Annotated in this window: 24 protein-coding genes; 14 read left to right on the forward strand and 10 right to left on the reverse strand. The window is 31.4% G+C overall.

Annotated features, from left to right (window positions below; translation table 11 throughout):
- The first annotated feature begins 3 nt into the window (after nucleotides 1-3).
- On the forward strand, nucleotides 4-648 hold the full coding sequence (locus tag BXY80_RS09245; RefSeq protein ID WP_120201235.1) for a class I SAM-dependent methyltransferase: 645 nt from the start codon (nucleotides 4-6) through the stop codon (nucleotides 646-648).
- A gap of 34 nt (nucleotides 649-682) precedes the next feature.
- Here the strand turns inward: BXY80_RS09245 and BXY80_RS09250 are convergent, their stop codons facing one another.
- The gene (locus BXY80_RS09250) at nucleotides 683-1,207 is read right to left on the reverse strand and encodes a hypothetical protein (protein ID WP_120201568.1); all 525 of its coding nucleotides are present in this window, start codon (nucleotides 1,205-1,207) and stop codon (nucleotides 683-685) included.
- A gap of 103 nt (nucleotides 1,208-1,310) precedes the next feature.
- On the opposite strand from BXY80_RS09250, the gene uvrA reads away from it, so the two are divergent.
- The 7 genes from uvrA (at nucleotide 1,311) to BXY80_RS09285 (ending at nucleotide 12,956) form a co-directional block, all read left to right on the forward strand.
- Nucleotides 1,311-4,142: an excinuclease ABC subunit UvrA gene (gene uvrA, locus BXY80_RS09255; RefSeq protein WP_120201237.1), complete on the forward strand. Its 2,832-nt coding sequence runs from the start codon at nucleotides 1,311-1,313 to the stop codon at nucleotides 4,140-4,142.
- A gap of 148 nt (nucleotides 4,143-4,290) precedes the next feature.
- Nucleotides 4,291-4,980, forward strand: a complete 690-nt coding sequence (locus tag BXY80_RS09260) for an LOG family protein (RefSeq protein WP_120201240.1) — start codon at nucleotides 4,291-4,293, stop codon at nucleotides 4,978-4,980.
- Between the two features lie 136 nt (nucleotides 4,981-5,116).
- On the forward strand, nucleotides 5,117-7,948 hold the full coding sequence (locus tag BXY80_RS09265) for a gluzincin family metallopeptidase (RefSeq protein ID WP_245977235.1): 2,832 nt from the start codon (nucleotides 5,117-5,119) through the stop codon (nucleotides 7,946-7,948).
- Nucleotides 7,949-8,100: 152 nt separating this feature from the next.
- Nucleotides 8,101-10,512, forward strand: coding sequence for an alpha-ketoacid dehydrogenase subunit alpha/beta (locus BXY80_RS09270; protein WP_120201242.1), 2,412 nt, complete (start codon nucleotides 8,101-8,103; stop codon nucleotides 10,510-10,512).
- A 100-nt stretch (nucleotides 10,513-10,612) separates the two neighbouring features.
- Entirely contained in the window at nucleotides 10,613-12,217 is a 1,605-nt protein-coding gene (locus tag BXY80_RS09275) for a class I SAM-dependent methyltransferase (protein WP_120201244.1), read from the forward strand.
- Nucleotides 12,217-12,483: a DUF202 domain-containing protein gene (locus tag BXY80_RS09280; RefSeq protein WP_120201245.1), complete on the forward strand. Its 267-nt coding sequence runs from the start codon at nucleotides 12,217-12,219 to the stop codon at nucleotides 12,481-12,483. The genes BXY80_RS09275 and BXY80_RS09280 overlap by 1 nt, the downstream gene beginning before the upstream one ends.
- Entirely contained in the window at nucleotides 12,480-12,956 is a 477-nt protein-coding gene (locus BXY80_RS09285) for a hypothetical protein (protein WP_120201247.1), read from the forward strand. The genes BXY80_RS09280 and BXY80_RS09285 overlap by 4 nt, the downstream gene beginning before the upstream one ends.
- Nucleotides 12,957-13,034: 78 nt before the next feature.
- On the opposite strand, the gene BXY80_RS09290 is transcribed toward BXY80_RS09285, so the two are convergent.
- The 6 genes from BXY80_RS09290 to holA all read right to left on the reverse strand — a co-directional run bounded on the left by BXY80_RS09290 (nucleotide 13,035) and on the right by holA (nucleotide 16,959).
- Complete coding sequence (locus BXY80_RS09290; RefSeq protein WP_162843296.1) at nucleotides 13,035-13,535, reverse strand: PDDEXK family nuclease; 501 nt, start codon at nucleotides 13,533-13,535, stop codon at nucleotides 13,035-13,037.
- 43 nt (nucleotides 13,536-13,578) lie between these two features.
- Entirely contained in the window at nucleotides 13,579-13,797 is a 219-nt protein-coding gene (locus BXY80_RS09295) for a hypothetical protein (RefSeq protein WP_120201251.1), read from the reverse strand.
- A gap of 2 nt (nucleotides 13,798-13,799) precedes the next feature.
- Nucleotides 13,800-14,639, reverse strand: a complete 840-nt coding sequence (locus BXY80_RS09300) for a restriction endonuclease (protein ID WP_120201253.1) — start codon at nucleotides 14,637-14,639, stop codon at nucleotides 13,800-13,802.
- Between the two features lie 3 nt (nucleotides 14,640-14,642).
- Complete coding sequence (locus tag BXY80_RS09305; protein ID WP_120201255.1) at nucleotides 14,643-15,098, reverse strand: DNA cytosine methyltransferase; 456 nt, start codon at nucleotides 15,096-15,098, stop codon at nucleotides 14,643-14,645.
- A 161-nt stretch (nucleotides 15,099-15,259) separates the two neighbouring features.
- Nucleotides 15,260-15,937, reverse strand: coding sequence for a class I SAM-dependent methyltransferase (locus BXY80_RS09310; protein ID WP_245977252.1), 678 nt, complete (start codon nucleotides 15,935-15,937; stop codon nucleotides 15,260-15,262).
- A 17-nt stretch (nucleotides 15,938-15,954) separates the two neighbouring features.
- Nucleotides 15,955-16,959, reverse strand: coding sequence for a DNA polymerase III subunit delta (holA, locus tag BXY80_RS09315; protein ID WP_120201256.1), 1,005 nt, complete (start codon nucleotides 16,957-16,959; stop codon nucleotides 15,955-15,957).
- A gap of 26 nt (nucleotides 16,960-16,985) precedes the next feature.
- Here holA and BXY80_RS09320 point away from each other — a divergent pair, with 26 nt between their 5' ends.
- From BXY80_RS09320 to BXY80_RS09330, 3 genes are all read left to right on the forward strand, one after another.
- Entirely contained in the window at nucleotides 16,986-17,435 is a 450-nt protein-coding gene (locus BXY80_RS09320) for a type I restriction enzyme HsdR N-terminal domain-containing protein (protein ID WP_120201575.1), read from the forward strand.
- Nucleotides 17,436-17,528: 93 nt separating this feature from the next.
- Complete coding sequence (locus tag BXY80_RS09325) at nucleotides 17,529-18,518, forward strand: glycosyltransferase family 2 protein (RefSeq protein WP_120201259.1); 990 nt, start codon at nucleotides 17,529-17,531, stop codon at nucleotides 18,516-18,518.
- A 95-nt stretch (nucleotides 18,519-18,613) separates the two neighbouring features.
- Nucleotides 18,614-19,471 carry an OmpA/MotB family protein gene (locus BXY80_RS09330; protein WP_120201261.1) on the forward strand — a complete coding sequence of 286 codons (858 nt, stop codon included), beginning with the start codon at nucleotides 18,614-18,616 and terminating at the stop codon, nucleotides 19,469-19,471.
- 58 nt (nucleotides 19,472-19,529) lie between these two features.
- On the opposite strand, the gene BXY80_RS09335 is transcribed toward BXY80_RS09330, so the two are convergent.
- On the reverse strand, nucleotides 19,530-20,150 hold the full coding sequence (locus BXY80_RS09335; RefSeq protein WP_120201264.1) for an L-threonylcarbamoyladenylate synthase: 621 nt from the start codon (nucleotides 20,148-20,150) through the stop codon (nucleotides 19,530-19,532).
- 32 nt (nucleotides 20,151-20,182) lie between these two features.
- On the opposite strand from BXY80_RS09335, the gene BXY80_RS09340 reads away from it, so the two are divergent.
- Entirely contained in the window at nucleotides 20,183-21,055 is an 873-nt protein-coding gene (locus tag BXY80_RS09340; RefSeq protein WP_262603171.1) for an alpha/beta hydrolase, read from the forward strand.
- Between the two features lie 9 nt (nucleotides 21,056-21,064).
- Here BXY80_RS09340 and BXY80_RS09345 read toward each other — a convergent pair whose 3' ends face one another.
- Nucleotides 21,065-23,380, reverse strand: coding sequence for an ATP-dependent helicase (locus BXY80_RS09345; RefSeq protein WP_120201268.1), 2,316 nt, complete (start codon nucleotides 23,378-23,380; stop codon nucleotides 21,065-21,067).
- 148 nt (nucleotides 23,381-23,528) lie between these two features.
- Here BXY80_RS09345 and BXY80_RS09350 point away from each other — a divergent pair, with 148 nt between their 5' ends.
- Entirely contained in the window at nucleotides 23,529-25,073 is a 1,545-nt protein-coding gene (locus tag BXY80_RS09350; RefSeq protein ID WP_120201270.1) for an FMN-binding glutamate synthase family protein, read from the forward strand.
- A 44-nt stretch (nucleotides 25,074-25,117) separates the two neighbouring features.
- Nucleotides 25,118-25,636: a DUF7935 family protein gene (locus tag BXY80_RS09355; RefSeq protein WP_120201272.1), complete on the forward strand. Its 519-nt coding sequence runs from the start codon at nucleotides 25,118-25,120 to the stop codon at nucleotides 25,634-25,636.
- Nucleotides 25,637-25,657: 21 nt separating this feature from the next.
- On the opposite strand, the gene BXY80_RS09360 is transcribed toward BXY80_RS09355, so the two are convergent.
- Nucleotides 25,658-26,548, reverse strand: a complete 891-nt coding sequence (locus tag BXY80_RS09360) for a patatin-like phospholipase family protein (protein WP_120201274.1) — start codon at nucleotides 26,546-26,548, stop codon at nucleotides 25,658-25,660.
- Between the last annotated feature and the right edge of the window lie 58 nt (nucleotides 26,549-26,606).

The following is a 26,606-nucleotide window of genomic DNA, read 5'->3' on the forward strand; positions in this document are numbered from 1 at the left end:
CAAATGAACGAAAAGACAAGAAAAAAATTTGGAGTAGATGAGAACAAACCAAACCAATGGTTTGAGACTCTTTATTCTAAATCTAATGAAGGAGGAAAAGATATTCCTTGGGCAAATATGGCTCCGCATCCAATATTTAAAAATTGGATAACTAAAAACCCAAATAAAGGTCAAGGAAAAACTGCTTTGGTTATTGGTTGTGGAATGGGTGATGATGCCATTGAACTTGAATCACACGGTTTTACTGTAACAGCTTTCGATGTTTCAAATAATGCTATTGCGCTTTGTAAAACAAGGTTCCCAAATTCTAAAGTGAAATTTTTACAAGCAGATTTAATAGAAGGAATTACAGAATGGCATAGAAAATTTGATTTTGTACTAGAAATCTTTACCATACAAGCACTTCCTCCAAAATATGAAAAGACATTAATTCAGAATATTTCTGACTTCGTAGCAGATAATGGAAAACTAATTATTATAACTGAAATTCAACAAGAAAAAAGAACTTACAAAAATGGACCTCCATGGCTTTTAAATAATAACTATTTTAAATCCTTTGAAAATCAGGGTTTAAAACAAATTTTTCATTCTAGTAATAGTGAAACAGAATTGGGTGAAGAAATCCATCTTACCATATTTAAAAGATAGCATTAGTAAAATACTAAGGCAATCATGCATAAACCTATTTACTCCTTTGCCCTACAAACTGCTGCGTCTTTAGTTTAAAAAGCACGTTAAACGTAGTCAAACTCCCATAAATACGCGTAATATATTGCTGCAAGTCAATCTTTTCTTGTTCTTCTAAATTACTAGAGTTCACTTTTTGCTCCATAACTCGTAAACGATCTCTAACCATCGTTATCTTATGAAAAAAGCTGTCAATAGGTAATTCTTTACTTTGTAAATTAGTATCTCCTGGTTCTAAGATAAGCTTTCCTCCTTTCCATTTATCAGCAATAGCAACAACTTCAGTAGCATCACTCCACTTTTTTAAAATCTTAACCAAACTACGTTCTACTTCAAAAAAACTAACAGTATCAACATCATCTTCGGCAGCTTCAATAACTTCAAAATCACTATCTAAATCTATAGTTTCTAATCCATTGTCAATAAACGTTACCCAATAGTGTTTAGACGTTACATTGGTAACGACACCTTTTCCAAATTCATTATGATTAATTCTTGAGCCAATTCCTAATAATTTCATATTGTTTGTTTTTAAAAAATCTGTTAACAATTATAAGAAATCTGAAGCAATACTTCACAATAATTTAACAACTAAAATTGTACCTTTGCAACTTTGCTATTCTATGAGTCAATTTGAAGAACATATAGAGGTTAAAGGTGCTAGAGTACATAACCTCAAAAATATTAATGTTACAATTCCGCGTGAAAAACTAGTAGTTATTACTGGGCTTTCTGGTAGCGGAAAATCATCATTGGCTTTTGATACAATTTATGCTGAAGGACAACGTCGTTACATCGAAACGTTTTCGGCTTATGCGAGACAATTTTTAGGCGGATTAGAACGACCAGATGTCGATAAAATTGATGGCCTATCTCCTGTTATTGCCATAGAACAAAAAACAACAAGCAAATCGCCACGATCTACTGTTGGTACAATAACAGAAATTTACGATTTCTTACGATTGCTTTACGCAAGAGCAAGCGATGCTTATAGCTACAATACTGGCGAAAAAATGGTTAGTTATAGCGATGATCAAATTAAACAGCTTATTTCAGAAACATTTAAAGGAAAGCGCATTAACATCCTTGCTCCTGTTATTAGATCACGAAAAGGCCACTACAGAGAATTATTTGAGCAAATAGCAAAGCAAGGCTTTGTAAAAGTAAGAACAGATGGCGAAATTGTCGATTTAGTTAAAGGCATGAAGCTTGATCGTTATAAAACGCATGATATTGAAATTGTAATCGACAGACTCAAAATTGATGATACTGTTGATAATGACAAGCGTTTAACTGAAACTATAAATACTGCCATGTATCATGGTGATGATGTGCTTATGGTTATTGATCAAGACACAAATGAAGCGCGTTATTTTAGTCGTAACCTAATGTGTCCTTCTTCTGGAATTTCATATCCAAATCCAGAACCAAATAATTTTTCGTTTAACTCACCAAAAGGTGCATGTCAAAAATGTAATGGTATTGGAGAGTTATATCAAGTAAATAAACATAAAATAGTTCCAGACGATAAATTATCAATAAAAGCTGGAGCTTTAGCACCTCATGGCCCTCAAAAAAACAGTTGGATTTTTAAGCAGTTTGAAACTATAGCACAACGTTTCGATTTTGATTTAGCTGATGCATATAAGGATATTCCTGAAGACGCCAAACAAATGATTTTATATGGCGGAAACGAAAAATTCTCTGTAGAAAGCAAAACACTTGGTGTTACTCGCGATTATAAAATTGAATTTGAAGGTGTAGCCAATTTTATAGAAAGCCAATATAAAAACTCAGATTCTACCTCTTTAAAGCGTTGGGCAAAAGAGTATATGGATAAAGTACAATGTAACAATTGCGAAGGTTCTCGTTTACGAAAAGAATCCTTGTACTTTAAAGTAAATGCATTAAACATTGCTGAGTTAGCACATAAAGATATTGTTGAACTTGCATCTTGGTTTCAGGATTTAGAAAATCAACTGTCAGAAAAACAATTAAAAATTTCTGAAGAAATAATTAAAGAAATTAAGTCTAGGCTTCAATTTTTACTAGATGTTGGTTTAGACTATTTATCACTAAATCGAAGCTCAAAATCACTTTCTGGTGGTGAAGCGCAACGTATTAGGCTAGCAACTCAAATTGGATCTCAATTGGTTGGCGTATTATACATTTTAGATGAGCCAAGTATTGGTTTGCATCAACGTGATAATGAAAAACTAATCAATTCATTAGTATCACTTAGAGACATAGGCAACTCTGTTATAGTAGTCGAACATGATAAAGACATGATTGAGCGTGCAGATTATGTAATTGATATAGGTCCGAAAGCAGGGAAATATGGTGGCGAAATTATTAGCATAGGAACGCCCGAAGAGCTTTTAACTCATAATACGCTAACTGCCGATTATTTAAACGGAACAAAAGAAATTGAGACACCAAAAAAGCGTCGTAAAGGCAATGGTAAATCAATTGCATTAAAAGGGTGCACAGGTAACAATTTAAAAAATGTATCTATAGATATTCCTCTTGGGAAAATGATTGGTATCACAGGAGTTTCTGGTAGCGGAAAATCGACGCTAATTAACGAAACACTATATCCTATTATGAATGCGCACTATTTTAATGGTGTAAAAAAACCAATGCCATATAAAAGCATAAAGGGTTTAGAACATATAGATAAAGTAATCGATATAAACCAATCACCTATTGGTAGAACACCAAGAAGCAATCCTGCTACTTACACTGGTACATTTAGTGAAATTAGAAGTTTGTTTGCAAAAATTCCTGAAGCAATGATTCGTGGTTACAAACCTGGTCGTTTTAGCTTTAATGTAAAAGGCGGACGTTGTGAAACTTGTCAAGGTGGTGGTTTACGCGTTATTGAAATGAATTTTCTTCCTGATGTTTATGTGGAGTGCGAAACCTGTCAAGGTAAACGTTTTAACAGAGAAACTTTAGAAATTCGTTATAAAGGAAAATCTATTAGTGATGTGCTAAACATGACCATTAATGAATCTGTAAATTTCTTTGAGCATATTCCGAAAATTCACAAAAAATTAAAAACTATTAAAGATGTTGGCTTAGGATATATTACGCTTGGTCAACAAAGCACAACACTGTCTGGTGGTGAGGCTCAACGTATAAAATTAGCAACAGAACTAAGCAAACGAGATACAGGAAACACATTCTACATTTTAGATGAACCCACTACAGGTTTGCATTTTGAAGACATACGTGTTTTAATGCAAGTTTTAAATAAGCTAGTAGATAAAGGCAATACTATTTTAATTATTGAGCATAATCTTGATGTTATTAAAATGGCCGATTACATTATAGATATAGGATATGAAGGCGGAAAAGGTGGTGGTCAAGTTGTTGCAAAAGGCACACCAGAACAAATTATAAAAGATAAAAAAAGTTACACTGCAAAATTCCTTAAAAAAGAATTAAATTAGCAGATTGTAAAAAAGCCAAAAGCCAAAAGCCAAAAGCCAAAAGCCAAAAGCCAAAAGCCAAAAGCCAAAAGCCAAAAGCCAAAAGCTATAAGCTATAAGCTAAAAGCTAAAAGCTAAAAGCTAAAAGCTAAAAATTAAAGAATAAAATATGAGGAAAGAACAAAACCATAAAGGTTGGAATGAAATTAAAACAAACGACTCTTGGGCAATCTTCAAGATTATGGGAGAGTTTGTTAATGGGTATGAAAAACTAAGTAAAATAGGACCATGTGTTTCTATTTTTGGTTCTGCAAGAACAAAACCAGACCACAAATACTACAAATTAGCAACAGAAATAGCAGAAAAAATTGTTAATCATGGTTATGGTGTAATTACTGGTGGTGGACCAGGAATTATGGAAGCAGGTAATAAAGGTGCACATATAGCTGGCGGAACTTCTGTTGGTTTAAATATTGAATTACCTTTTGAACAACACGATAATCCATATATAGATAGCGATAAAAGTTTAGATTTTGACTACTTCTTTGTTCGTAAAGTAATGTTTGTAAAATACTCGCAAGGTTTTGTTGTTATGCCTGGAGGTTTTGGAACTTTAGACGAATTATTTGAAGCTATCACCTTAATACAAACTAATAAAATTGAAAAATTTCCAATTATTCTAGTTGGTACTGATTTTTGGTCAGGATTAATGGATTGGGTAAAAAGCACACTTTTAGAAAAATTTGAAAACATTAGTGCTAAAGATTTAGACTTAATTCACATGGTAGATAATTCAGACGAAGTAATAAGTATTTTAGATAATTTCTATAAAGAATATGGGTTGAGTCCAAACTTCTAACCAAAGTATAACTAATTTAACTCAACTTGTAAAGACTATAACTATAAACCATTCGTTATCTAAAGAAGAAAACCTTTAATTAAGTTTTCAACATAAGGCTTCAAAATAACAATCTTTAAAAATTTATTGTATTACATTGAAATTACGTACTCTTTTTTTAGTTGCTCTATCAACTGTTTATATTCAAATACATGCCCAAAACAGTATTGAGTTAAAAGCAAAATTTGATGTCCCTAATAAGAGCATAAATATTACTCAAAACATAGTATATCAAAATACAAGTAATGATACTTTGTATACCCTATTTTTAAATGATTGGAACAATAGCTATTCGTCAAAAAAAACACCATTAGCAAAACGATTTGCCGAAGAATTTAACAATAAATTTCACTTTGCTAAAGATGAAGAAAGAGGTATAACCTCTATTAATAGTATTAAGGAAAATAACGTTCAGCTATTATTCAACAGAGTTGCCAATCATCCAGATGTAATAAAAGTAGAACTTAAACAGCCGCTGCTTCCGTTAAACTCATATAATATAACTTTAGACTATAATGTTATTTTACCAGACGATACATTTACAGGTTACGGTATAAGCGAAGATGCTAATTTTAATTTAAAATATTGGTACATCACGCCTTCAGTTTATAATGGTAAATGGCATTACTACAGCAATAAAAACCTTGATGACCTTTTTATACCAAAAGCAGATTTATCTTTTGAAATTGAGTTCCCAAAAAATTACGCTTTTGTTTCTGAGTTAAACACTGCTAGTTTAAAACAAAATGACAGTACGCAAACCGTTTTTTTAAACGGAAAGGATAGAGTTAATACAAACTTAATCTTAAATAAATTTTCAGATTATAAATTTGTTCAAACAGATAAATTTACAATAGTTTCTAACCTTAATAATGAAGGTCTTCCTCCAGAAGAACTAGCAATGATTACTGATAAAATAACAAATTTTGTTAGTGAAAATCTAGGTAGCTATCCGCATGAGAGGTTATTAATTACAAAAAGTGATTATAAAAAAGACCCGCTTTACGGTTTAAATCAATTGCCAGATTTTATTAGACCGTTTCCTGACAGTTTTCAATATGAATTAAAACTACTTAAAACAGCACTTTATAATTATTTAAAGAACACACTATTAACAAACCCTAGAAAAGATTATTGGCTTATTGAAGGATTACAAACTTACTTTTTAATGAAGTATGTAGAAACCAACTATCCAGACACCAAGCTTTTAGGAACTTTAGCCAATATTTGGGGTATACGCTCTTTTCATGCTTCAGATTTGCACTATAATGAGCAATACAATTTGTTTTTTATGCAAATGGCTCGAACAAATAGAGATCAGCCTTTAACAACATCTAAAGATTCTCTTTTAAAATTTAATGCCAATATTGCTGGAAAATATAAAGCAGGTATAGGCTTAAAATATTTAGACGACTATATAAACTCAAACATTTTAGAACAAACAATTTCTGAGTTTTTAAGACAAAGTAAGTTAAAGCAAGTAAATTCTATTGCATTCGAAAACTTATTAAAAAGCAAAACCAATAAAAATTTAGATTGGTTTTTTACAGATTATGTTAACTCAAGAAAAAAGATTGACTTTAAAATTAAAGATGTTATAAAAACAGAAGATTCTATAACATTAACTATTAAAAATAAAGAAGATAATAATATGCCAATTTCATTGTTTACACTTAACAATGATTCTATTTTATCTAAATCTTGGATTGAAAACATAGCTAAAGACAAAACAATTACCATACCTAGAGAAGGTGCTAATAAATTGGCCCTAAATTATGATAAAACCATACCTGAATTTAATTTAAGAGATAACTATAAAACATTAAAAGGTTTCTTTTTTAATAATAAACCATTGCAATTTAGATTAGTAAAAGATATTGAAGACCCCAATTACAATCAGATATTTATTATGCCTTTAGTAGAGTTTAACAATATATATGATGGACTAACATTAGGTACTAAATTTTATAACAAAACGTTATTGCGCAAACGTTTAAACTATAAGCTTTCTCCACAATATGCTACTAAATCTAAGTCATTAACTGGTGGCGGTTCAATATCGTATTCTCATAATATAGAAAACAAAAATTTATATCGTATTACTTATGGTGTTGGTCTTGGTTACTCATCATTTGCCGAAGATGCTTTTGTAACCAAACTAACACCAAGCTTATCTTTTTCTTTTAGAAACAATAACGATTTTAGATCAAACAAATGGCAGCATTTAAACTTACGCTTTTTAAGTATTTCAAGAGATATTGGTGACAATGCCATTATTGATGTAGATGAACCAGACTATAGTGTTGTAAATTTAAGATACTCATATGGCAACCCTGGCTTAATTAATTTTTCTAACGCATCCTACGACCTTCAGTTTGGTCAGAAATTTGGTAAAGTATCGGCAAATTATGAATATAGAAAACTCTTTGAGAGTAATAGGCAATTTAGTATTAGGCTTTTTGCAGGTACATTTTTATATAATAAAACAGAATCTTCTTCAGACTACTTTAGTTTTGCATTAGATAGACCAACAGATTATTTATTTGATTACAATTACTTAGGGCGCTCTGAAGCTTCAGGTATTTTTAGTCAACAACTTGTTATTTCTGAAGGTGGCTTTAAATCTAAACTAGATACACCATTTGCAAATCAATGGATGACTACCGCAAATGTAAGTACTTCTATTTGGCGCTATATTCAAGCATATGGTGATTTTGGTTTCTTAAAAAACAAAGGATTAGACCCTAAAATTGTTTATGACTCTGGAATTCGACTAAACTTAGTTCAAGATTATTTTGAATTATATTTTCCAATATATTCAAACTTAGGATGGGAAATTGGTCAAGACAATTATGATCAAAAAATTCGCTTTATTTTTACTGTAGATCCTAAAACATTATTAGGTTTATTTAGAAGAAAATGGTATTAAATAATTCTTAACGAAGTTCCTTTTTTTAAGATTTATTTTATGATACATCAAAAAAAATACGTTTTTTTTATCATATTCTCAATATTATAACACTTTAGCATCTTGCAAAAGATAGTCTAATTTGCTAAATTTGCAACTTATATAACTCTACTATGCAAAGCAATTCTAAAACTATAGACGACATCACTTTCGATGATTTTAAATCAGAAATAATTAATGATTATAAAATTGCTGTAACAAGTAGAGAGTGTAGTTTATTAGGACGTAGAGAAGTACTCACAGGAAAAGCAAAGTTTGGAATTTTTGGTGACGGAAAAGAAGTTCCGCAATTGGCTTGGGCAAAAGTGTTTGAGAATGGTGATTTTCGATCTGGCTATTATCGAGATCAAACATTTATGATGGCTATAAACAAGCTAAGTATTGAGCAATTTTTCGCTGGCTTATACGCGCACACATCTATTGATGCAGACCCAATGAGTGCTGGAAGACAAATGGGTGGTCATTTTGGCACGCATAGTTTAGATGCAAATGGTGATTGGAAAAACCTAACAGAACAAAAAAACTCAAGTGCAGACATCTCTCCTACTGCTGGTCAAATGCCACGTTTACTAGGTTTAGCACAAGCCTCAAAAATATATAGGCATGTAAAAAACATTGACACTAGCAATTTTTCTAAAAAAGGAAATGAAATAGCTTGGGGAACAATTGGTAATGCAAGTACAAGTGAAGGTTTGTTTTTTGAAACTATTAATGCTGCTGGTGTTTTACAAGTACCAATGGTTATTAGTATTTGGGATGATGAATATGGTATTTCTGTTCATGCTAAACACCAAACAACAAAAGAAAGCATCTCAGAAATCTTAAAAGGGTTACAAAGGGACAAAAACAATAAAGGTTACGAAATATTAAAAGTAAACGGTTGGGATTATGCTGCTTTAATAGAAACATATCAAAAAGCATCAAAAATAGCTAGAGAAGAACATGTACCGGTAATGATTCATGTAGTTGAGTTAACACAACCACAAGGTCATTCTACTTCTGGATCGCATGAACGCTATAAAAGCAAAGAGCGTTTAGCTTGGGAAGCCGAGTACGATTGTGTTGTTAAAATGCGTGAGTGGATTATCAATAATAATATTGCCTCACAAGAAGAACTTGATGATTTTGATAAAACTATAAAGAAAGCTGTTAGAGATGGGAAAAAAGCCGCATGGAACGCTTATCTTAAACCAATAAAAGAAGACCAACAAGAAGCGATTACATTATTAACCAATATAGCAAACGTAAGTGCTAATAAGGTTTTTATTAATAAAATTATTTCAGATTTAACTGCTATTACAGAACCTATTAGAAAAGATATTCTATCTGCAGCCAGAAAAGTTCTACGTTATGTAGTTTCTGAAGTTTCTGATGAAAAGGAAATTCTTAAATCTTGGGTAAATAATTATATCAATACAATTCAGCCAAAATACAGCTCACACTTATATAGCGAATCAAACAAATCTGCTCTACACATAAATGAAGTCCTTCCAACTTATGATACTGATGCAAACGACGTAGATGGAAGAGTCATTATAAGAGATAATTTTGATGCCATTTTTAACAATTACCCAGAAACACTAATCTTTGGTGAAGATGCTGGTACGATTGGAGATGTAAATCAAGGTTTAGAAGGTTTGCAAGAAAAATATGGTGAGCTTAGAGTTGCAGATGTAGGTATTAGAGAAGCTACCATACTAGGTCAAGGTATTGGTATGGCTATGCGTGGTTTACGCCCAATAGCAGAAATTCAGTACTTAGATTATATCTTATACGCACTACAAATAATGAGTGACGATTTAGCCTCATTACAATATAGAACAAAAGGAAGACAAAAAGCGCCACTTATTATTCGTACTCGTGGTCATAGATTAGAAGGTATTTGGCACTCAGGATCACAACTTGGTGGTGTTATTAATTTAATACGAGGTATTCATGTTTTAGTTCCTAGAAACATGACTAAAGCTGCTGGTTTTTATAATACACTTCTAAAAAGTGATGAGCCTGCACTAATAATTGAGTGTCTAAATGGTTATAGGTTAAAAGAAAAAATGCCAAATAATATTGGAGAATTTAAAACACCAATTGGAGTTGTTGAAACTGTAAAAGAAGGTTCTGATATTACTTTAGTCTCTTATGGCTCTACATTAAGAATTGTTGAACAAGTTGCAAAAGAACTTATAGAAGTTGGTATTGATGCCGAAGTCATTGATATTCAATCGTTATTACCATTTGATATTAATCATGATATCGTAAAGAGTGTTGCAAAAACAAATCGTTTAATGGTTATTGATGAAGATGTTCCTGGAGGCGCTTCAGCTTATATTTTAAACGAAATTATAAATACACAAAACGCATTTCAATATCTCGATGGCCAACCAAAAACACTCACAGCAAAAGCACATCGTCCAGCTTATGGAACTGATGGTGATTATTTTTCAAAACCATCAGCAGAAGATATTTTTGAAGCTGTTTATGATGTAATGCATGAAGTAAATCCTACAGATTTTCCAAAATTGAGGTAACATAATATTTAACCATATTTTAAATCAAAAAAAGACATTAACAAAGCTCCTACTAATAAGTAAGAGCTTTTTTTCTATATTTATAATCTAACAATTTAATATGCTTTCAAAACAAGATAAAGAACAATTAAGAGGCACTATCTTTAAACATTTAGATGGTATTGCTACTGCAACAACAATATATGCTTTACATAAAAAAGGTGTTTTAGATTATTTATTAGAACATCAAAAAGTAAACCTTAACGATTTAACAAGTCGGTTTAACGCTAATGAAGGTTATCTAAACATAGGTTTACGAATTTTATCATCTCAAGGCTGGCTAATTCAACACATCGATAATGCGAGTGACAATATTGAATATGAAGTTAATGAGAAAAGCAAAACTGTATTTTCTTTAGCACACACATACAAAGATGCTGTAAACTTACTTTCATATTCGGTTAAATTTCCTGAAGAACGTATTGGCTCAGATGCTTTTAGTGCTTTAGAACGTATTTTTAAAGCTTATAAATCTCATTTCGGACTTAACATAGAAAATAGTGCTTCTACAGAGTATCAAATTTTAAAACATATTGAAGGTGTCATCATTGCTCCAATTATTGTTTTATTAGGTATGAATGGGTTTTTTCATAAATACTTTATGGAAGCTTCTTTTAGAGCTCAAGAGTACCACAAAGACCCAGAAAGTTTTAAAAAAATACTAGACTTTTTAACGCATTTAGGTTGGTTTAAAAAGAAAAAAGACACCTATCAATTTACAGATGAAGGGCTGTTTTTTGCGAAACGTGCAAGTGCCTATGGTGTTACAGTATCTTACTTACCAACATTTGTTAAGCTAGATGAACTTATGTTTGGAAATCCATTAGTGTTAAAAACGGATTCTCCAGATGACACAGAAAAACATGTTGATAGAGAAATGAATGTTTGGGGATCTGGTGGCGCGCATTCAACATATTTCAAGGTTATTGACCAAGTCATTATTAAACTATTTAACAAACCTATTGATGAGCAACCTAAAGGTATTTTGGATATGGGTTGTGGTAACGGTGCATTTATTCAGCATATATTTGATGTGATTGAGCATCAAACCAAGAGAGGAAAAATGCTTGACGAACATCCGCTACTTTTAGTTGGAGCAGATTTTAATCAAGCAGCTTTAAAAGTAACAAGAGCTAATTTAATTAAAGCAGATATTTGGGCTAAAGTAATTTGGGGAGATATTGGTAGACCAGATTTATTAGCAAAAGACTTAAAAGAAGATTATAATATAGAGCTAAAAGATTTACTTAATGTACGTACTTTTTTAGATCACAATCGCATCTGGGAAGCTCCTAAAAAAGCAACCAATAGAGTAAGTCAATCGTCTGGAGCCTATACATATCAAGGTAAACGTATTAGTAATAATTTGGTTGAAGATTCTCTATTTGAACATTTACAAAAATGGAAACCTTACGTTGAACGCTTTGGCTTATTAATGATAGAATTACATACTATCAATCCAAAATTTACAGCAAAAAATATTGGTAAAACAGCTGCTACAGCTTATGATGCTACTCATGGCTATAGTGATCAATACATATTAGAGGTTGATGTATTTAATAAAGTCGCTGCAGAATCTGGATTACATCCAGATCCAAATTACTTTACAACTTTCCCAAATAACGAGTTAGCAACAGTAAGTGTAAATCTCCTTAAAGGTAAGTAATGGATAAAGAAACAGCACCTTTAATCATTAGAGATTGGTTAGCAATAGAACGAACAAAACTAGCAAACGAAAGAACCTTTTTGGCATATTTTAGAACCTTTATAGTTTTTTTAGGTACGGGATTTACTATAATGAAATTAGAGATTTTCTCTGAGTTAAAACCTTTTGGAATTGTTTTACTTTGTATATCTCCAATTATATTACTCATTGGTCTAATACGGCTATTTAAAGTTAAACGCACCATAAGAAAACATTATAAAGTTTGAAAGCAGTATCTGTAGTTACCATAAAAAAAGAATTACAACATCGCTCAAGTGATGAGTTAATGCAATTATGTTTACGTCTTTCAAAATTTAAAAAGGAGAACAAAGAGCTCCTTACCTATTTATTGTTTGAGTCTCATGACGAGTCTGGCTATATAGAAACTGTAAAAGTTGAAATAGATGAACAATTTGAAACTATTAATAGAGATAGCTACTTCTATATTAAAAAGAGTGTGCGCAAGATTTTACGTAACATAAAAAAGTATGCACGCTATTCTTTAAAGAAAGAAACCGAAGTAGAACTCCTACTCTATTTTTGTAAAAAACTTAAAAATTTTACGCCATCAATTAACAGAAATGTTACTTTAACAAATATTTACGAGCGACAAATAGCATTAATTAAAAGGATTATAAGTAAGCTGCATGAAGACTTACAGTATGATTATAACATGGCTTTAGAAGAACTAGAAAACTAAACAAAAAAACTTACTTTATCCAGAAAATAAGCCCTGATAAACCTTATATTTATTACCATATAACCAGTTGGCAGCAAGCTAGGAATCTCCTTGCGCATCGAAAATTCCTTCATAAAAAGACAATCTATTTTTTAAATCATCATCCATGTTTTTATCAAAATAAATAACCTTAACTCTAGATTTTGGAACTTCTAACAACTCGAAAGTTGGAATTTCGGTAAATCTAAATCTTGTTTTCCCTGGATTTTTACCAGCTTGTAAAACTCGACTACCATAATGATTTTCTAATTGACCATTAGGCATACAAATTAGATTTATATCTAAAATATTAAGATTTTCATCTTCATAAACTATTGTAATAAAATAAGACAAACATATTTTTTCTGAATCTTTTCCTTTATTGTAAAATGTTGGTAATGCAGGAATATAATCTCGTTGAATAACACCTTGTCTTGTATTGACATTCATTACTCCTTTGTAACTATTTTGATTTTCTCCTACAAAAATACTTCTTGTTATATCACCAATATTACGAGTTTGAACAGTTTTCAAGTCTATATGAATAAAAGCGTCTTTCACTTCAAAAAACATATCAGAACCAACAGGACAAGAATTTGGTTGTTTATCTTACGATTTCTTGTAAAAGAAAAAAACCATCATTTCTATCATTAATAAAATTAATAAGCCATAAATTTTTATTGTAAGTACTTAATTGTTCCTTTATTAGCTCTTCATCAGTTCCATTTTCGCCAGCAATTAAATCAGAATTAATTTTAAACTTAATGCAAAATTCAATAAAAGTATTAACTCTAAATACTCTATTAGGTTTTATTATAGCCATAATTATATTTGATTAAACCAATCTTCATTTATAATAACTTTTTCAATAGTTTCTACATCTACACCCAATTTTAATTTCTTTAGTTTTCTTACAAAATCTACCCCATCAACTAAATCAATATTAGGCGCACCATCTCTTCTTGCTTCAATAATTGCAGATCGAGTAAAAGTGCCAGTTGTTAATACTAAACCTTTATCTGCTCTACCAACCATAGCACCTCTAAAATCTCTGATAACTGATGATGAAACACTTTTATTAAAGCGTTTTGCTTGAAAAACAACATGGAATGATAGTGTCCCATTTATTTTAATAATACCACTTCCATCAATACCGCCGTCTCCAACTTTTCCAGTAACATTAACATCAACAAATCCTAATTCTCTCAACAATCTTTGGCATAATCTCTCAAAAGCATCTGGAGTAATGTTTTTTATTATTTCTAACAAGTCATCTTCCCAGTCCGTTTCTTCAATAATTTCATCTTCAATTATCTTTTTAACATTACCATATTTATTAATTAAATTCTGCTCTTGAACTTTTTTAAAAATAACATTTTCGTCAATAATATCAGTTTTATTTCCTAAATCGGTTAAAGACCAAACCCCAATTGCAGAGTTTTCAATCAACCCAACTTTTTTCAAATAAGTTCTTCCCCAAGCTAAATTATAATTCAATTTAGTTCTCGAGCCTTTATGAATCTTATTAACTTGATTATCAGTAAGGTTTAAATCTGTAATTATTTGCTCTTCAATTTCGCTTATATGAGCAGAACCACCTAATTTTTTTAATGAAACTAAAATAGGATTCAAGAAAGACTTACTTGTTAAAGTAGATTTAGACATAACTTAAGATGCTTTTAAAAGCCTATAATCGACATCATAACCAATTTCTTGAAAATCATTTACAATCATTTCTATTACTTGTCCTTTTTGCATAGAAAGTAATCCTTTTACATTTTCAGCAACAAAGTATTTTGGTTGTTTATCCTTAATAACACGTAACATTTCTTTATATAGAAAATTACGCTCATCTTTCATTGACCTCTTAATATTTGCAATTGAAAAACCTTGACAAGGAAATCCTCCCAAAAGAATATCAAAACCATTTGGAATTTCTGAACTTGAGATTTTGGTAATATCTCCTAAAACTATATGATTGCTAATGTTTTTTTTATATGTTTCTACAGCTTCTTTAAAAAAATCATTTGCCCAAACAACATCAAATCCAGCATTAATAAACCCTAAATCTAATCCTCCACATCCTGAAAAAAGTCCTGCGACTGTATGTTTTTTATTTGTCATAAACACAAAAATATGGAAGTAGATTGAAATTTAACGGAATTCATCACAAAGGATATTAACAAAATAATTAAGAGCAAAAGCCAGTGCCTAACAACGTGTATAATTAATTGCTAGTTATAACCTACTTACGAAAGTCCTCGCAGATATTTGTATTTACTTAACTAAAAAACTCTATATAACGTAGTTACAATAACCTCTTTACAATCATTTACAGTAACAGATAATAATTGTTGTTCTTCTTTTACCTGAAAATTAAATGGTGAAGCCAAAATGTTTAAACCACTTTGCTTTTTAAGCCTAATGCCTTGTCCAGAAATAATATCTTTGTTAGAAACAAAATCACCGCTAGGCAAATGTTCAGTTAGGATAACATATTTATAACGCGTTAGCTTTTGTAGTATGTTTTGTATTTCAGTATTCGATAAATGCTGTAAAACCTGTCTTAATATAGCACAGTCACCAGAAGGCAAATCGTCTACAGCAATATCTAAACATTTAAATTCTAAATGTTCTGCTTTAAAGTTTCTCTTATTATGTTCTATAAGATTTGCTACTATATCTACAGCAACATACTTTTTAGTATGTTTTACCAATTTGTTTCCTACATTAAAATCTCCACAGCCTAAATCACATACCACAAGAGGATTTTTAAATGATGTTAAAAACGATGTTACAATATCTATATATGGTTTTACAATTTCTGGATGATGCGATCCTACACCAGAATAAAAATGAGATTGATTGTCTCCCCAAAGTTTTAGTTCATAAATCTGCTCCATAGCATCTTTAGTTGGCCAAGGCTTCTTTATGTTGTTTGTACTATTTTTTTTATTCACCAGATTATTATTGAAAGCTCTTAACCCAAAATTCTAACCAGTAGTTCTTTTAGCAAATCGCCTTGCGGTACAGCATTAGAGCCAACACCTTTACTTTTTACATCAAACTCGCGTAAGGTTGCAATAACACTACTCACTCTTTTCATAGGATAATTACGAGCTGCCGCAATATATTCGTTTACAAAATAAGGGTTAATTTTAAGTGCAGAAGCTACTGCTCTTGGTGATTTGTCATGTAAACCATGAAAGTGTAATAGTTGAGAAAAGAAATTAAAAAGCAACGATACCGTAACAACCATTGGGTTATCCTTTGGGTTTTCGGCAAAATAGTTTGCAATCTTAAACGCTTTTACTGAATTACGCTCACCAACTGCTTTACGTAATTCAAAATTATTGTAGTCTTTACTAATTCCAATATTTTCTTCAATATGCGTTGGAGATATTTGTGTGCCTTCAGGAAGTATTATTTTTAACTTTTCAAGTTCATTATTAATCTTACTTAAATCTGTTCCTAAAAACTCAACAAGCATTTGTGCGGCTTTTGGCGAAATAGAATAGTTTTGACCAGATAACACACGACGAATCCAGTCTGCAACTTGGTTTTCATACAACCTTTTGCTCTCGTAAACTACACCAGCTTTTTTTATAGCCTTATATAGAGCTTTTCGCTTATCAATTTTTTTGTACTTATAATTTACCACTAAAACTGTTGTTGGCTGCGGATTACTAACATAATCTGCCAATTTTTCAATGGTTCTAGATAAGTCTTGGGCTTCTTTTACAATCACTACTTGGCGTTCTGCCATCATCGGGTAACGCTTTGCATTACCAACAATATCATCAATTGCTACATCACGACCATACAATACCATTTGGTTAAACCCTTTTTCTTCTTCAGCCAGAACATTGTTTTCAATAAAATCTGATATCTTATCTATATAATAAGGCTCTTCACCCATTAAAAAATAAATAGGCTTAAGATTTCCTTTTTTTATATCAGTTACTAGTTGTTTGACTTCGTCCATTGAAAAAAAATCACCAAATTTGTGTAGTGCAAAAGTTAAATTTCCCTACATATTCGTTTCGGTTCAAAAATAGCGAAAATAAAGTTTCTATTTTCGATGAGATTCGCAAAAGATTTATGGTTTTACAACCTGAAGAATGGGTTAGACAACATTGTGTTCAATATTTAATGCATGAGAAAAAGTATCCAAAATCTTTAATTAATGTTGAAAAAGAACTCAAAGTAAATAACTTGAGAAAACGTTATGATATTGTTATTTATAATACTGACGGAAGCATTCATTTAATTGTAGAATGCAAATCGTATAAAATTGCAATCAATCAAAATACCTTTGATCAAATTGCACGTTATAATTTAGAACTCAATGCTACCTACTTAATGGTCACTAACGGAATAAATCACTATTATTGCGCTATGGATTTTAAAGAAGAACGCTATCAGTTTTTAAGAGATATTCCTGCATATAGTAAGTCGTAAGTCGTAAGTCGTAAGTAAAAATAATATTAATGAATTCGTGGAAAAACAAATTAACTTATACCCTTATCAACTTTTAAACTTTTAAACTCAATAATGAAAATTGCTGTTGTCATACTAAATTGGAATGGGAAAGAACTTCTTAAAAAATTCTTACCATCAGTTATTGAGCATTCTCAAGAGGCCACTATTTATATTGCCGATAATGCTTCAACAGATAATTCTATGGCTTTTATTAAAGCCACATATCCTAAAATAAAAATTATTCAGAATAAAAAAAATGGAGGTTATGCAAAAGGTTACAATGATGCTTTAAAACATGTAGACGAAGACATTTTTTGTTTACTCAATAGCGATGTAGAAGTTACACGTAATTGGCTCTCTCCTATTATTACTGAGTTTAAATCTCACAAAGAAACAGCAATAATTCAGCCCAAAATTTTAGATTATAATAATAAATCTCACTTTGAATATGCTGGAGCTGCTGGTGGTTTTATAGATAAATATGCTTATCCATATTGTAGAGGACGTATTTTCGATACTATTGAAAAAGATGAGAGCCAATACAATAATACTACAGAAATTTTTTGGGCATCTGGCGCTTGCTTTTTTATACGAAAAGAAATCTTTGAAACACTTAATGGTTTTGACGAATCGTTTTTTGCACACATGGAAGAAATTGATTTGTGCTGGAGAGCGTTTAACTTAGATTATAAAACAAAATACGTTGGAACCTCAACAGTTTATCATGTTGGTGGAGCAACATTACAAAACACAAACCCTCACAAAACCTATCTTAATTTTAGAAATAGCTTATTTACATTGTTAAAAAATGCAAATGGCAATTTGTTTTTTCTAATCTTAACACGATTACTATTAGATGGTTTAGCAGGTTTTAAATTTTTATTCGAATTTAAGTTTACTCATATTTTAGCCATTATTAAAGCACATTTTAGTTTTTACGCTAATTTATCTAGACTCTTAAAGAATCGAAAAACACTTACAAAGCGTAAAAAATACTACAACAAAACATCTATTGTTTGGCTCTATTTCGTAAATAAAAAGAAGCATTTTAATAGTTTATAAGTTAGTTAGTAAAAGTTTTGTTAATGATTGTTTTTGCGAATCTATTTTACATACTTTTGAAATGTTAAATTTTTAATTATTTAATCAAGTTTATTATGAAAAAATTAATGTTGTTAAGTGTTACTGCTATGCTACTTTTAAGTTCATGCGTTTCTAAAAAAGAATTTACTGCACTTGAAGCAAAACAAAAGAAAACCCAAGATTTATTAAATACCGCAACGGTAAAACTTAATAGTTGTTTATCTGATGCTGCAGCTGCAAATGCGCGAATTGAAGCTATGAAAGAACAATTAGCAGATTTACGTGCCTCAAACCAAGGTTTAATTGAAAGCTCTAAAGACTTAACAGTATTAACAACAAAAGGTGCTGAAAATCTTGAAAAATCACTTGAAAGTTTAAAAGAAAAAGATTTAAAAATATCACGTTTACAAGACGCCTTAACAAAAAAAGATAGTGTTACACTTGCCATTGTTACAAGCTTAAAGAAAGCAGTTGGTATTAACGATCCAGATATTGAAGTAAATGTTGAAAAAGGTGTTGTTTTTATATCTATTGCCGATAAACTTTTATTTAAAAGTGGTAGCTATAATGTAACAAACAAAGCAAAAACGGTTTTAGCTAAGGTTGCAAAAGTAATAAATGACAAACCTGATTTTGAAGCTATGATTGAAGGTCATACAGATAGTAGATCATATAAAAGCGGAGTACTTTTAGACAACTGGGATTTAAGTGTAAAGCGTTCTACATCAATCATTAGAGTGTTACAAGAATTAGGTGTTAATCCAAGCCAATTAATTGCTGCAGGACGTAGCAGTTATGTACCTCTAGCAGAAAATGATACTGCAGAAAACAGAGCAACAAACAGACGTACTCGTGTTGTTGTATTGCCAAAAATTGATCAGTTCTACGAAATGATTGAAGAAGAAATGAAAAACTTATCTGCTGAAGAATAATTTAGCATATACAATAAACTTAAAAGCTCAATCTTATGATTGAGCTTTTTTTTTGTGATTAAAAAATTTCTAAACCACCTTTACCTTCTCTAATTACAACTGGCTCATCATCAGACAAATCTATAACTGTTGATGCTTCATTGTCACCATAACCACCATCAACAACCAAATCGACCAATTTATCCCATTTTTCAAGAATTAATTCTGGGTCGGTTGTATATTCTAATACTTCATCTTCATCATGTATAGATGTTGAAATAATTGGATTACCTAATTGCTCTACAATTTCAAGTGCAATAGCATTATCTGGCACACGAATACCAACTGTTTTACGCTTTTTAAAAGGATGTGGTAAGGTTTTAGCTCCAGGCAAAATAAATGTATAAGGTCCAGGAAGTGCGCGTTTTAATATTTTAAACGTTGTTGTATCTATTTGCTTTACATAATCACTTAAATTACTTAAGTCATGACAAACAAAAGAAAAATTAGACTTTTCTAATTTTACGCCTTTAATTCTTGCTACTTTTTCTAAGGCTTTAATATTAGTAATATCACAGCCTAAGCCATAAACCGTATCTGTTGGATAAATAATTAAACCTCCTTTTTTAAGCACATCAATAACTTTTTTGATGTCTTTAGGATTTGGGTTATCCTTATAAATTTTCACTAACTCAGCCATAATATGTATCTTACAATAGCGTTTACAAAGTAATTAATTATTTTATTATGAAGACTATAAAACTTAGTTTACTCTTTCTTTTTGTTAGCATTAGTTTTATTTCTTGTTCTAGTGACAATAATCAAAACCAGGAAGAACCAACACTTATAGAATACAGAGAGGAATTAAACGTGTCATATGGAAGTGATAACGATCAAAAGTTTGATATTTATCTTCCTGCAAACAGAACTACAGATACTAAGGTTTTGATTTTGGTTCATGGCGGCGGTTGGACCTCTGGAGATAAAAGTGATATGAATGCTTTTAAGGATATTATTCTTTCTGATTTACAGGATATTGCTGTTGTAAATATTAATTACAGACTTGCAGACCAAAACAATCAACCTTACCCAATGCAAATAAATGATATTACATCTGTTGTAAACCATTTAAAAGTTAACCAATCTGAATATGTGATTTCAGATACTTTTGGATTTATAGGTACTAGTGCTGGAGCGCATTTATCATTATTATGGAGCTATGCTTTTGATACTGAAAATGATATAACTATGGTTTGTAGTATTGTTGGTCCAACTAACTTCACAGATCCAGCTTATTTAAATAATACCGATCCTGCTTTACAAGAACTTATAGATTTATATGGTATCAATCCAGCAATAAATTATCTTGAAGAAGTAAGTCCATATCACCAAGCTACTACTACTGCGCCACCAACTATTTTATTTTATGGTGGACAAGACCCTTTAATACCAACTACACAAGGCACAGCCATGAGAGATAAACTTCAAGATTTAGGTGTAACGCATGAATTTACATTATATCCTAATGCTGGTCATGGGTGGATTGGATTAGAACTTATAGATACTTGGCAAAAATTGAAGTTATTTACTGAAACGTATTTGTAATCTTTAGCCTTACCCTAAAACATCTAGTTTAGCAAAACGTAACAATAGTTTTTTAACGCCTCCATTTTCAAAATTTATTTCGGCTTTAGTATCTGCACCTTTACCTTCAATTTTAAGTACTTCACCTTTTCCAAATCGCATGTGCTCTACAATGTTTCCAACAGCAAGTTTACCATCAAAAAGATTTGTTTTTTCAGAACTATTTGATTTAGTAACACGTTTTAAATTTTTTGGAGCAACAAATTTTGGAGGTTTAGCTTCAGATTTCCGTTTAACAGGCTTTTTAAAACGAATATTATTAGGCTCTATATCACCAAAAATATCTGCATTAAGCATTGGGTTTTGCCTTGGCTCATGTACTGGAGTTAAAACATCGAGATACTGATCGTCAATTTCTTCAATAAAACGACTTGGTTCTGCATCAATTAATTTTCCCCAACGGTAACGTGATAACACATAGGTTAAATACGCTTGTTTTTCTGCTCGTGTTAATGCTACATAAAACAGTCTTCGCTCCTCTTCTAACTCACTTCTAGTATTCATGCTCATTGCACTAGGAAACAAATCTTCTTCTAAACCAACAATATACACGTAAGGAAATTCTAAACCTTTAGCCAAGTGGATTGTCATTAGCGCAACATGGTTTGCATCGCCTTTATCGGCATCTAAATCTGTTGCTAAAGCCACATCTTCTAAAAACTCAGCTAGTGATCCTGTTGCATCAGCCAATTCTTTTTGACCTTCAACAAAATCTTTCATACCATTTAAAAGCTCTTCAATATTTTCTAATCGTGTAATGTCTTCAGGCGTTCCGCCTTTATTAAATTCTCTAATAATACCCGAAACCTTTGTTACATGTTCGGCAAGCTCAAACACATCAGCAGTTTGGTTCATGACTTGAAAGCTTTCAATCATAGTCACAAAATTCTGAAGTTTTGTTTTTGTACCAGAATTAATTTTAATATCAATCTTATCTAGGTTTTGCATCACTTCAAAAATTGAACGCTCAAAACCATTTGCAGCAACGACTAGGCGATCAACTGTTGTTTGACCTATACCACGAGCCGGAAAATTAATAACACGCTTAAGCGCTTCTTCATCTGCTGGATTAATTACCAAACGCAAATAAGATAACACATCTTTAATTTCTTTACGTTGATAAAATGATAAACCGCCATAAATACGATACGGAATATCTCGTTTTCTTAATGCATCTTCAATTGCACGAGATTGCGCATTTGTGCGATATAAAACAGCAAAATCACTATTTTTTAATTGGTTTTGCATTCTATTTTCAAAAATGGAACTCGCCACATAACGGCCTTCATCACCATCTGTCATCAAGCGATTAACCTTTACTTTAGCACCTTCATCATTTGCTGTCCAAACGACTTTATCAAGCTTTGTTTGGTTCTTATCTATAATTGAATTGGCAGCATTAACAATATTTTTAGTAGAACGATAGTTTTGCTCAAGCCTAAACACTTTTACATCATCATAATCACGCTGAAAGTTGAGTATATTATTAATATTTGCACCTCTAAACGCATATATACTTTGCGCATCATCACCAACTACACATATGTTTTGAAAACGGTCAGACAATGCCCTAACAATTAAGTATTGCGAATGATTGGTATCCTGATACTCATCTACCAGAATATATCTAAACTTATCTTGATATTTGGCTAATACGTCTGGAAATCGTGTTAATAGCTCATTAGTTTTTAATAGCAAGTCATCAAAGTCCATTGCTCCTGCTTTAAAACAACGGTCTACATAATTTTTATAAATTTCACCAATTTTTGGTCGCCTAGCTGCTGTATCTGCTTCAATAAGCTCAGGGTTTTGAAAATAAGCTTTTACTGTGATTAAACTATTTTTATATGAAGAAATTCTAGAATGTACTTGCTTATATTTATAGATATCTTTATCAAGATTCATTTCTTTTATAATTGAAGAAATTAAACGTTGAGAATCTTGAGTATCATAAATAGTAAAATTACTTGGGTAACCTAATCGATCGGCTTCAAAACGTAAAATCTTAGCAAAAACAGAGTGAAACGTTCCCATCCAAAGATTTTTTGCTTCACTATCACCAACAATAGAAGCAATTCTACCTTTCATCTCCTTAGCTGCCTTATTAGTAAATGTTAAAGCCAAAATATTAAATGAATCTACACCTTGACTCATTAAATACGCAATACGATACGTTAATACACGAGTCTTACCAGAACCCGCTCCAGCAATTACTATCATTGGTCCATCCTTCTGTAAAGTTGGCGCTAATTGCGCATCGTTTAATTGACTTAAATACTTCTCCAATCTATCATTTATTTTAAACCGTGAATTTAACCAAAGCTCACCTTTTAATTGTATGATTTTATGAATAATTATAAACAATCTACACGCTTTATATGTTCTTTTTTTTAAATATATTTACCAATCATTATTCTAATAAATTAGGTCTCGCATGTTAGATTTTTTAGGTCAGGTTTCTTGGTGGATGTGGATTATCATCATACTAGTAATTATTGCTATACGTGATGTTATACAACGTAAACATACTATAAGCCATAATTTTCCTATTGTTGGTCATATTCGCTACTTATTTGAGAGTATTGGCCCTGAGATACGCCAATATTTTGTTGCAAATAACAGAGAAGAACTTCCTTTTAACCGTATTGAACGTGGTTGGATTTATGCATCTGCAAAAAAAGAGAACAATTACGAAGGTTTTGGTACAGACCGCGATATATATGCGCATCAACATATTTTTATCAATAATGCAATGATGCCTTATCAAATAAGTAAAGATCACCCAAACAGCATCGATAAAAGTTTTTTACCATGCGCAAAAGTAATGGGAGCTTATAACAAACGTAAAAGACCATATCGTCCAACATCTATTATAAACATATCAGCAATGAGTTTTGGCTCACTATCTGCAAAAGCTGTGGAATCTTTAAATAAAGGTGTTAAAATGTCTGACGCTTACCATAATACTGGCGAAGGTGGTCTATCTCCATACCATAGTAATGGCGGTGATGTTGTATTTCATTTTGGCACTGGTTATTTTGGCGTAAGAGCAGAAGATGGTGGTTTTTCTATGAAAAAAATGAAACAATTAGTAAAAGACAACCCGTTTATAAGAGCAATAGAAGTTAAACTGTCTCAAGGTGCTAAACCAGGAAAAGGCGGTGTTTTACCAGGTGCCAAGATTACGCCAGAGATAGCAAAAATACGAGGTGTTGAAGTTGGTAAAGACGTATTGTCTCCACCAAATCACAAAGCGTTTTCTAATGTTCCAGAACTTGTTAAATTTATAGAAGACATTGCCAAAGAAACCGGTTTACCAGTAGGAATTAAAGCAGCTATAGGAAAGTTAGAACAATGGGAAGAGCTAGCAAATATTATGAAATCTACTGGTAAAGGCCCAGATTTTATTACAGTAGATGGTGGCGAAGGCGGCACAGGAGCTGCACCTCCAAGTTTTGCAGACCATGTATCATTACCTTGGGTTTATGCTTTTGGAGATTTATACAAACTATTTAAAAGCAAAGGTCTTACAGAACGTATTGTGTTTATTGGAAGCGGCAAACTAGGTTTTCCTGCTAAAGCCGCTATGGCATTTGCTATGGGAGCAGATTGTATTAATGTCGCCAGAGAAGCTATGATGAGTATTGGCTGTATACAAGCTCAAGTATGTCATACTAACAAATGCCCTAGTGGTGTTGCAACTCAAAGCAAATGGCTTCAAAATGGTATAGACCCAACATTAAAATCTGTTAGATTAGCTCAATATTTTAAAACTTTTAGAAAAGAATTTATTGAAATTACACACGCTGCTGGCTACGAGCATCCTTGTCAATTTAAAATGAGTGATATTGAAGTTAATGTAGACGACCATAACTTATCAAAAGAATTAAACAGAACTTATGGTTACGAAAAAGTAAAAGTTCCTTTTACTAATATGCAAGATTTAAAAAATTGCATGCATTTAGGTGGAAAAAACTAAACTATAATTTAAAAACTATTAAGTTTACAACTTAAAATTTAAAGATGGAAAGAGAAATATTTGGGTTATTATTGTATTGTATTCCTGCAATTATAACAGGAGCAATTGCGTTTTTGTTTTTTAGAGAACATGTAGAAAATGAAAACAAACGTCGTAATTTTTTAATACAAAAAGATTTACAAAAAGAGGCATTCCCTTTACGCCTTCAAGCCTATGAACGTATGGCATTACTTTTAGAGCGCATTTCTCCAAACAAATTATTAATACGTGTTGCTCCAAACTCCTCAAATAAAGAAGATTACGAATCATTACTTGTACAAAATATTGAGCAAGAATTTGAGCATAATTTAGCACAACAAATATATGTTTCAGACAAATGCTGGAGCATTATTAACGCTTCAAAAAATGCAACAATTCAACTCATAAGAAAAGCTAGTTTATCTGAAAAAACAGACACAGCCAACAAACTTAGAGAAGTTATTTTAACCGAAATGATGGACAGACAAGCACCAAGCAATGCTGGTTTGTCATATATAAAAGAAGAAGTTTCTAGAATGTTATAATATTGTTTTTTAAGCAACCCTTTATTTTACAACAATATGTTTTTTTTCAGCATAATCATAGCCTTGTTGCCACCACTTAACCATTAATTTTTTACTAAAAATCAATGAGTTTTCGGTTAAACTCTTTGGTGTGTAATACAAATTAAGTTTCACATTTTTATTTTTTGCTGCTAACTTTCCAATGGAGATATCATGTTTTTCAACTTGATCCATTAAGTGACCAAATAGGTTCATCATTAAAGAAAATGGATTTTTACCCAAAACCTTATTATGTTCCATATGTTCAGATTCTAATATTATAGCATCTACTTCAGTCGCACCACGCTGTATAGCTTCTCTTATTGGAACCACACAGCTCAATCCACCATCAGCATACTCATAACCATCAACTTTAGCCAAAGACATAAACGGAATGTAATTACACGAAATCCAAATCCAATTACAAAACTCTTCATAACTACAATCATTTACCGACTTGTACTCAGCTCTATTTTTAGACAGATTAGTAACAGTAACAACTACATCATGCTTGGTTTTTCTTATTACATCAAACTCTTCTCTTGTAAGATTTCGCTTTATATTACGCCTTAAAGCCTTACTTTCGCCAAATGTACGCTTCATCTTAACAAATTGCCATAGCGAGTTAATAAAATCTATAGAAACAAATTCTCTATTTCCTTTTTTTCGTTGCACGAAAGGGCTTACGCTAAATATATCTTGCTGCGTAACACTAGTAAATATGTCGTAAAGCTTAGGAATATTATTAACCGCCAAATGAGGCACAAGCAAACTCCCGGTAGATGTTCCTAAAAACATATCGTATTCGCGCTTTTGACTTTCCATAAGAAATTGCGCAACACCTCCAGCAAATGCGCCTTTACTTCCGCCTCCAGAAATAACTAATGCTTTCATATTAATTTCATGATTAGTAATAGCAAAATATACAAAAAATCAAGTTTCATCTTTAAAA

Origin of the sequence: Ichthyenterobacterium magnum (genome assembly GCF_003610635.1) — a bacterium.
Taxonomy (GTDB): domain Bacteria; phylum Bacteroidota; class Bacteroidia; order Flavobacteriales; family Flavobacteriaceae; genus Ichthyenterobacterium; species Ichthyenterobacterium magnum.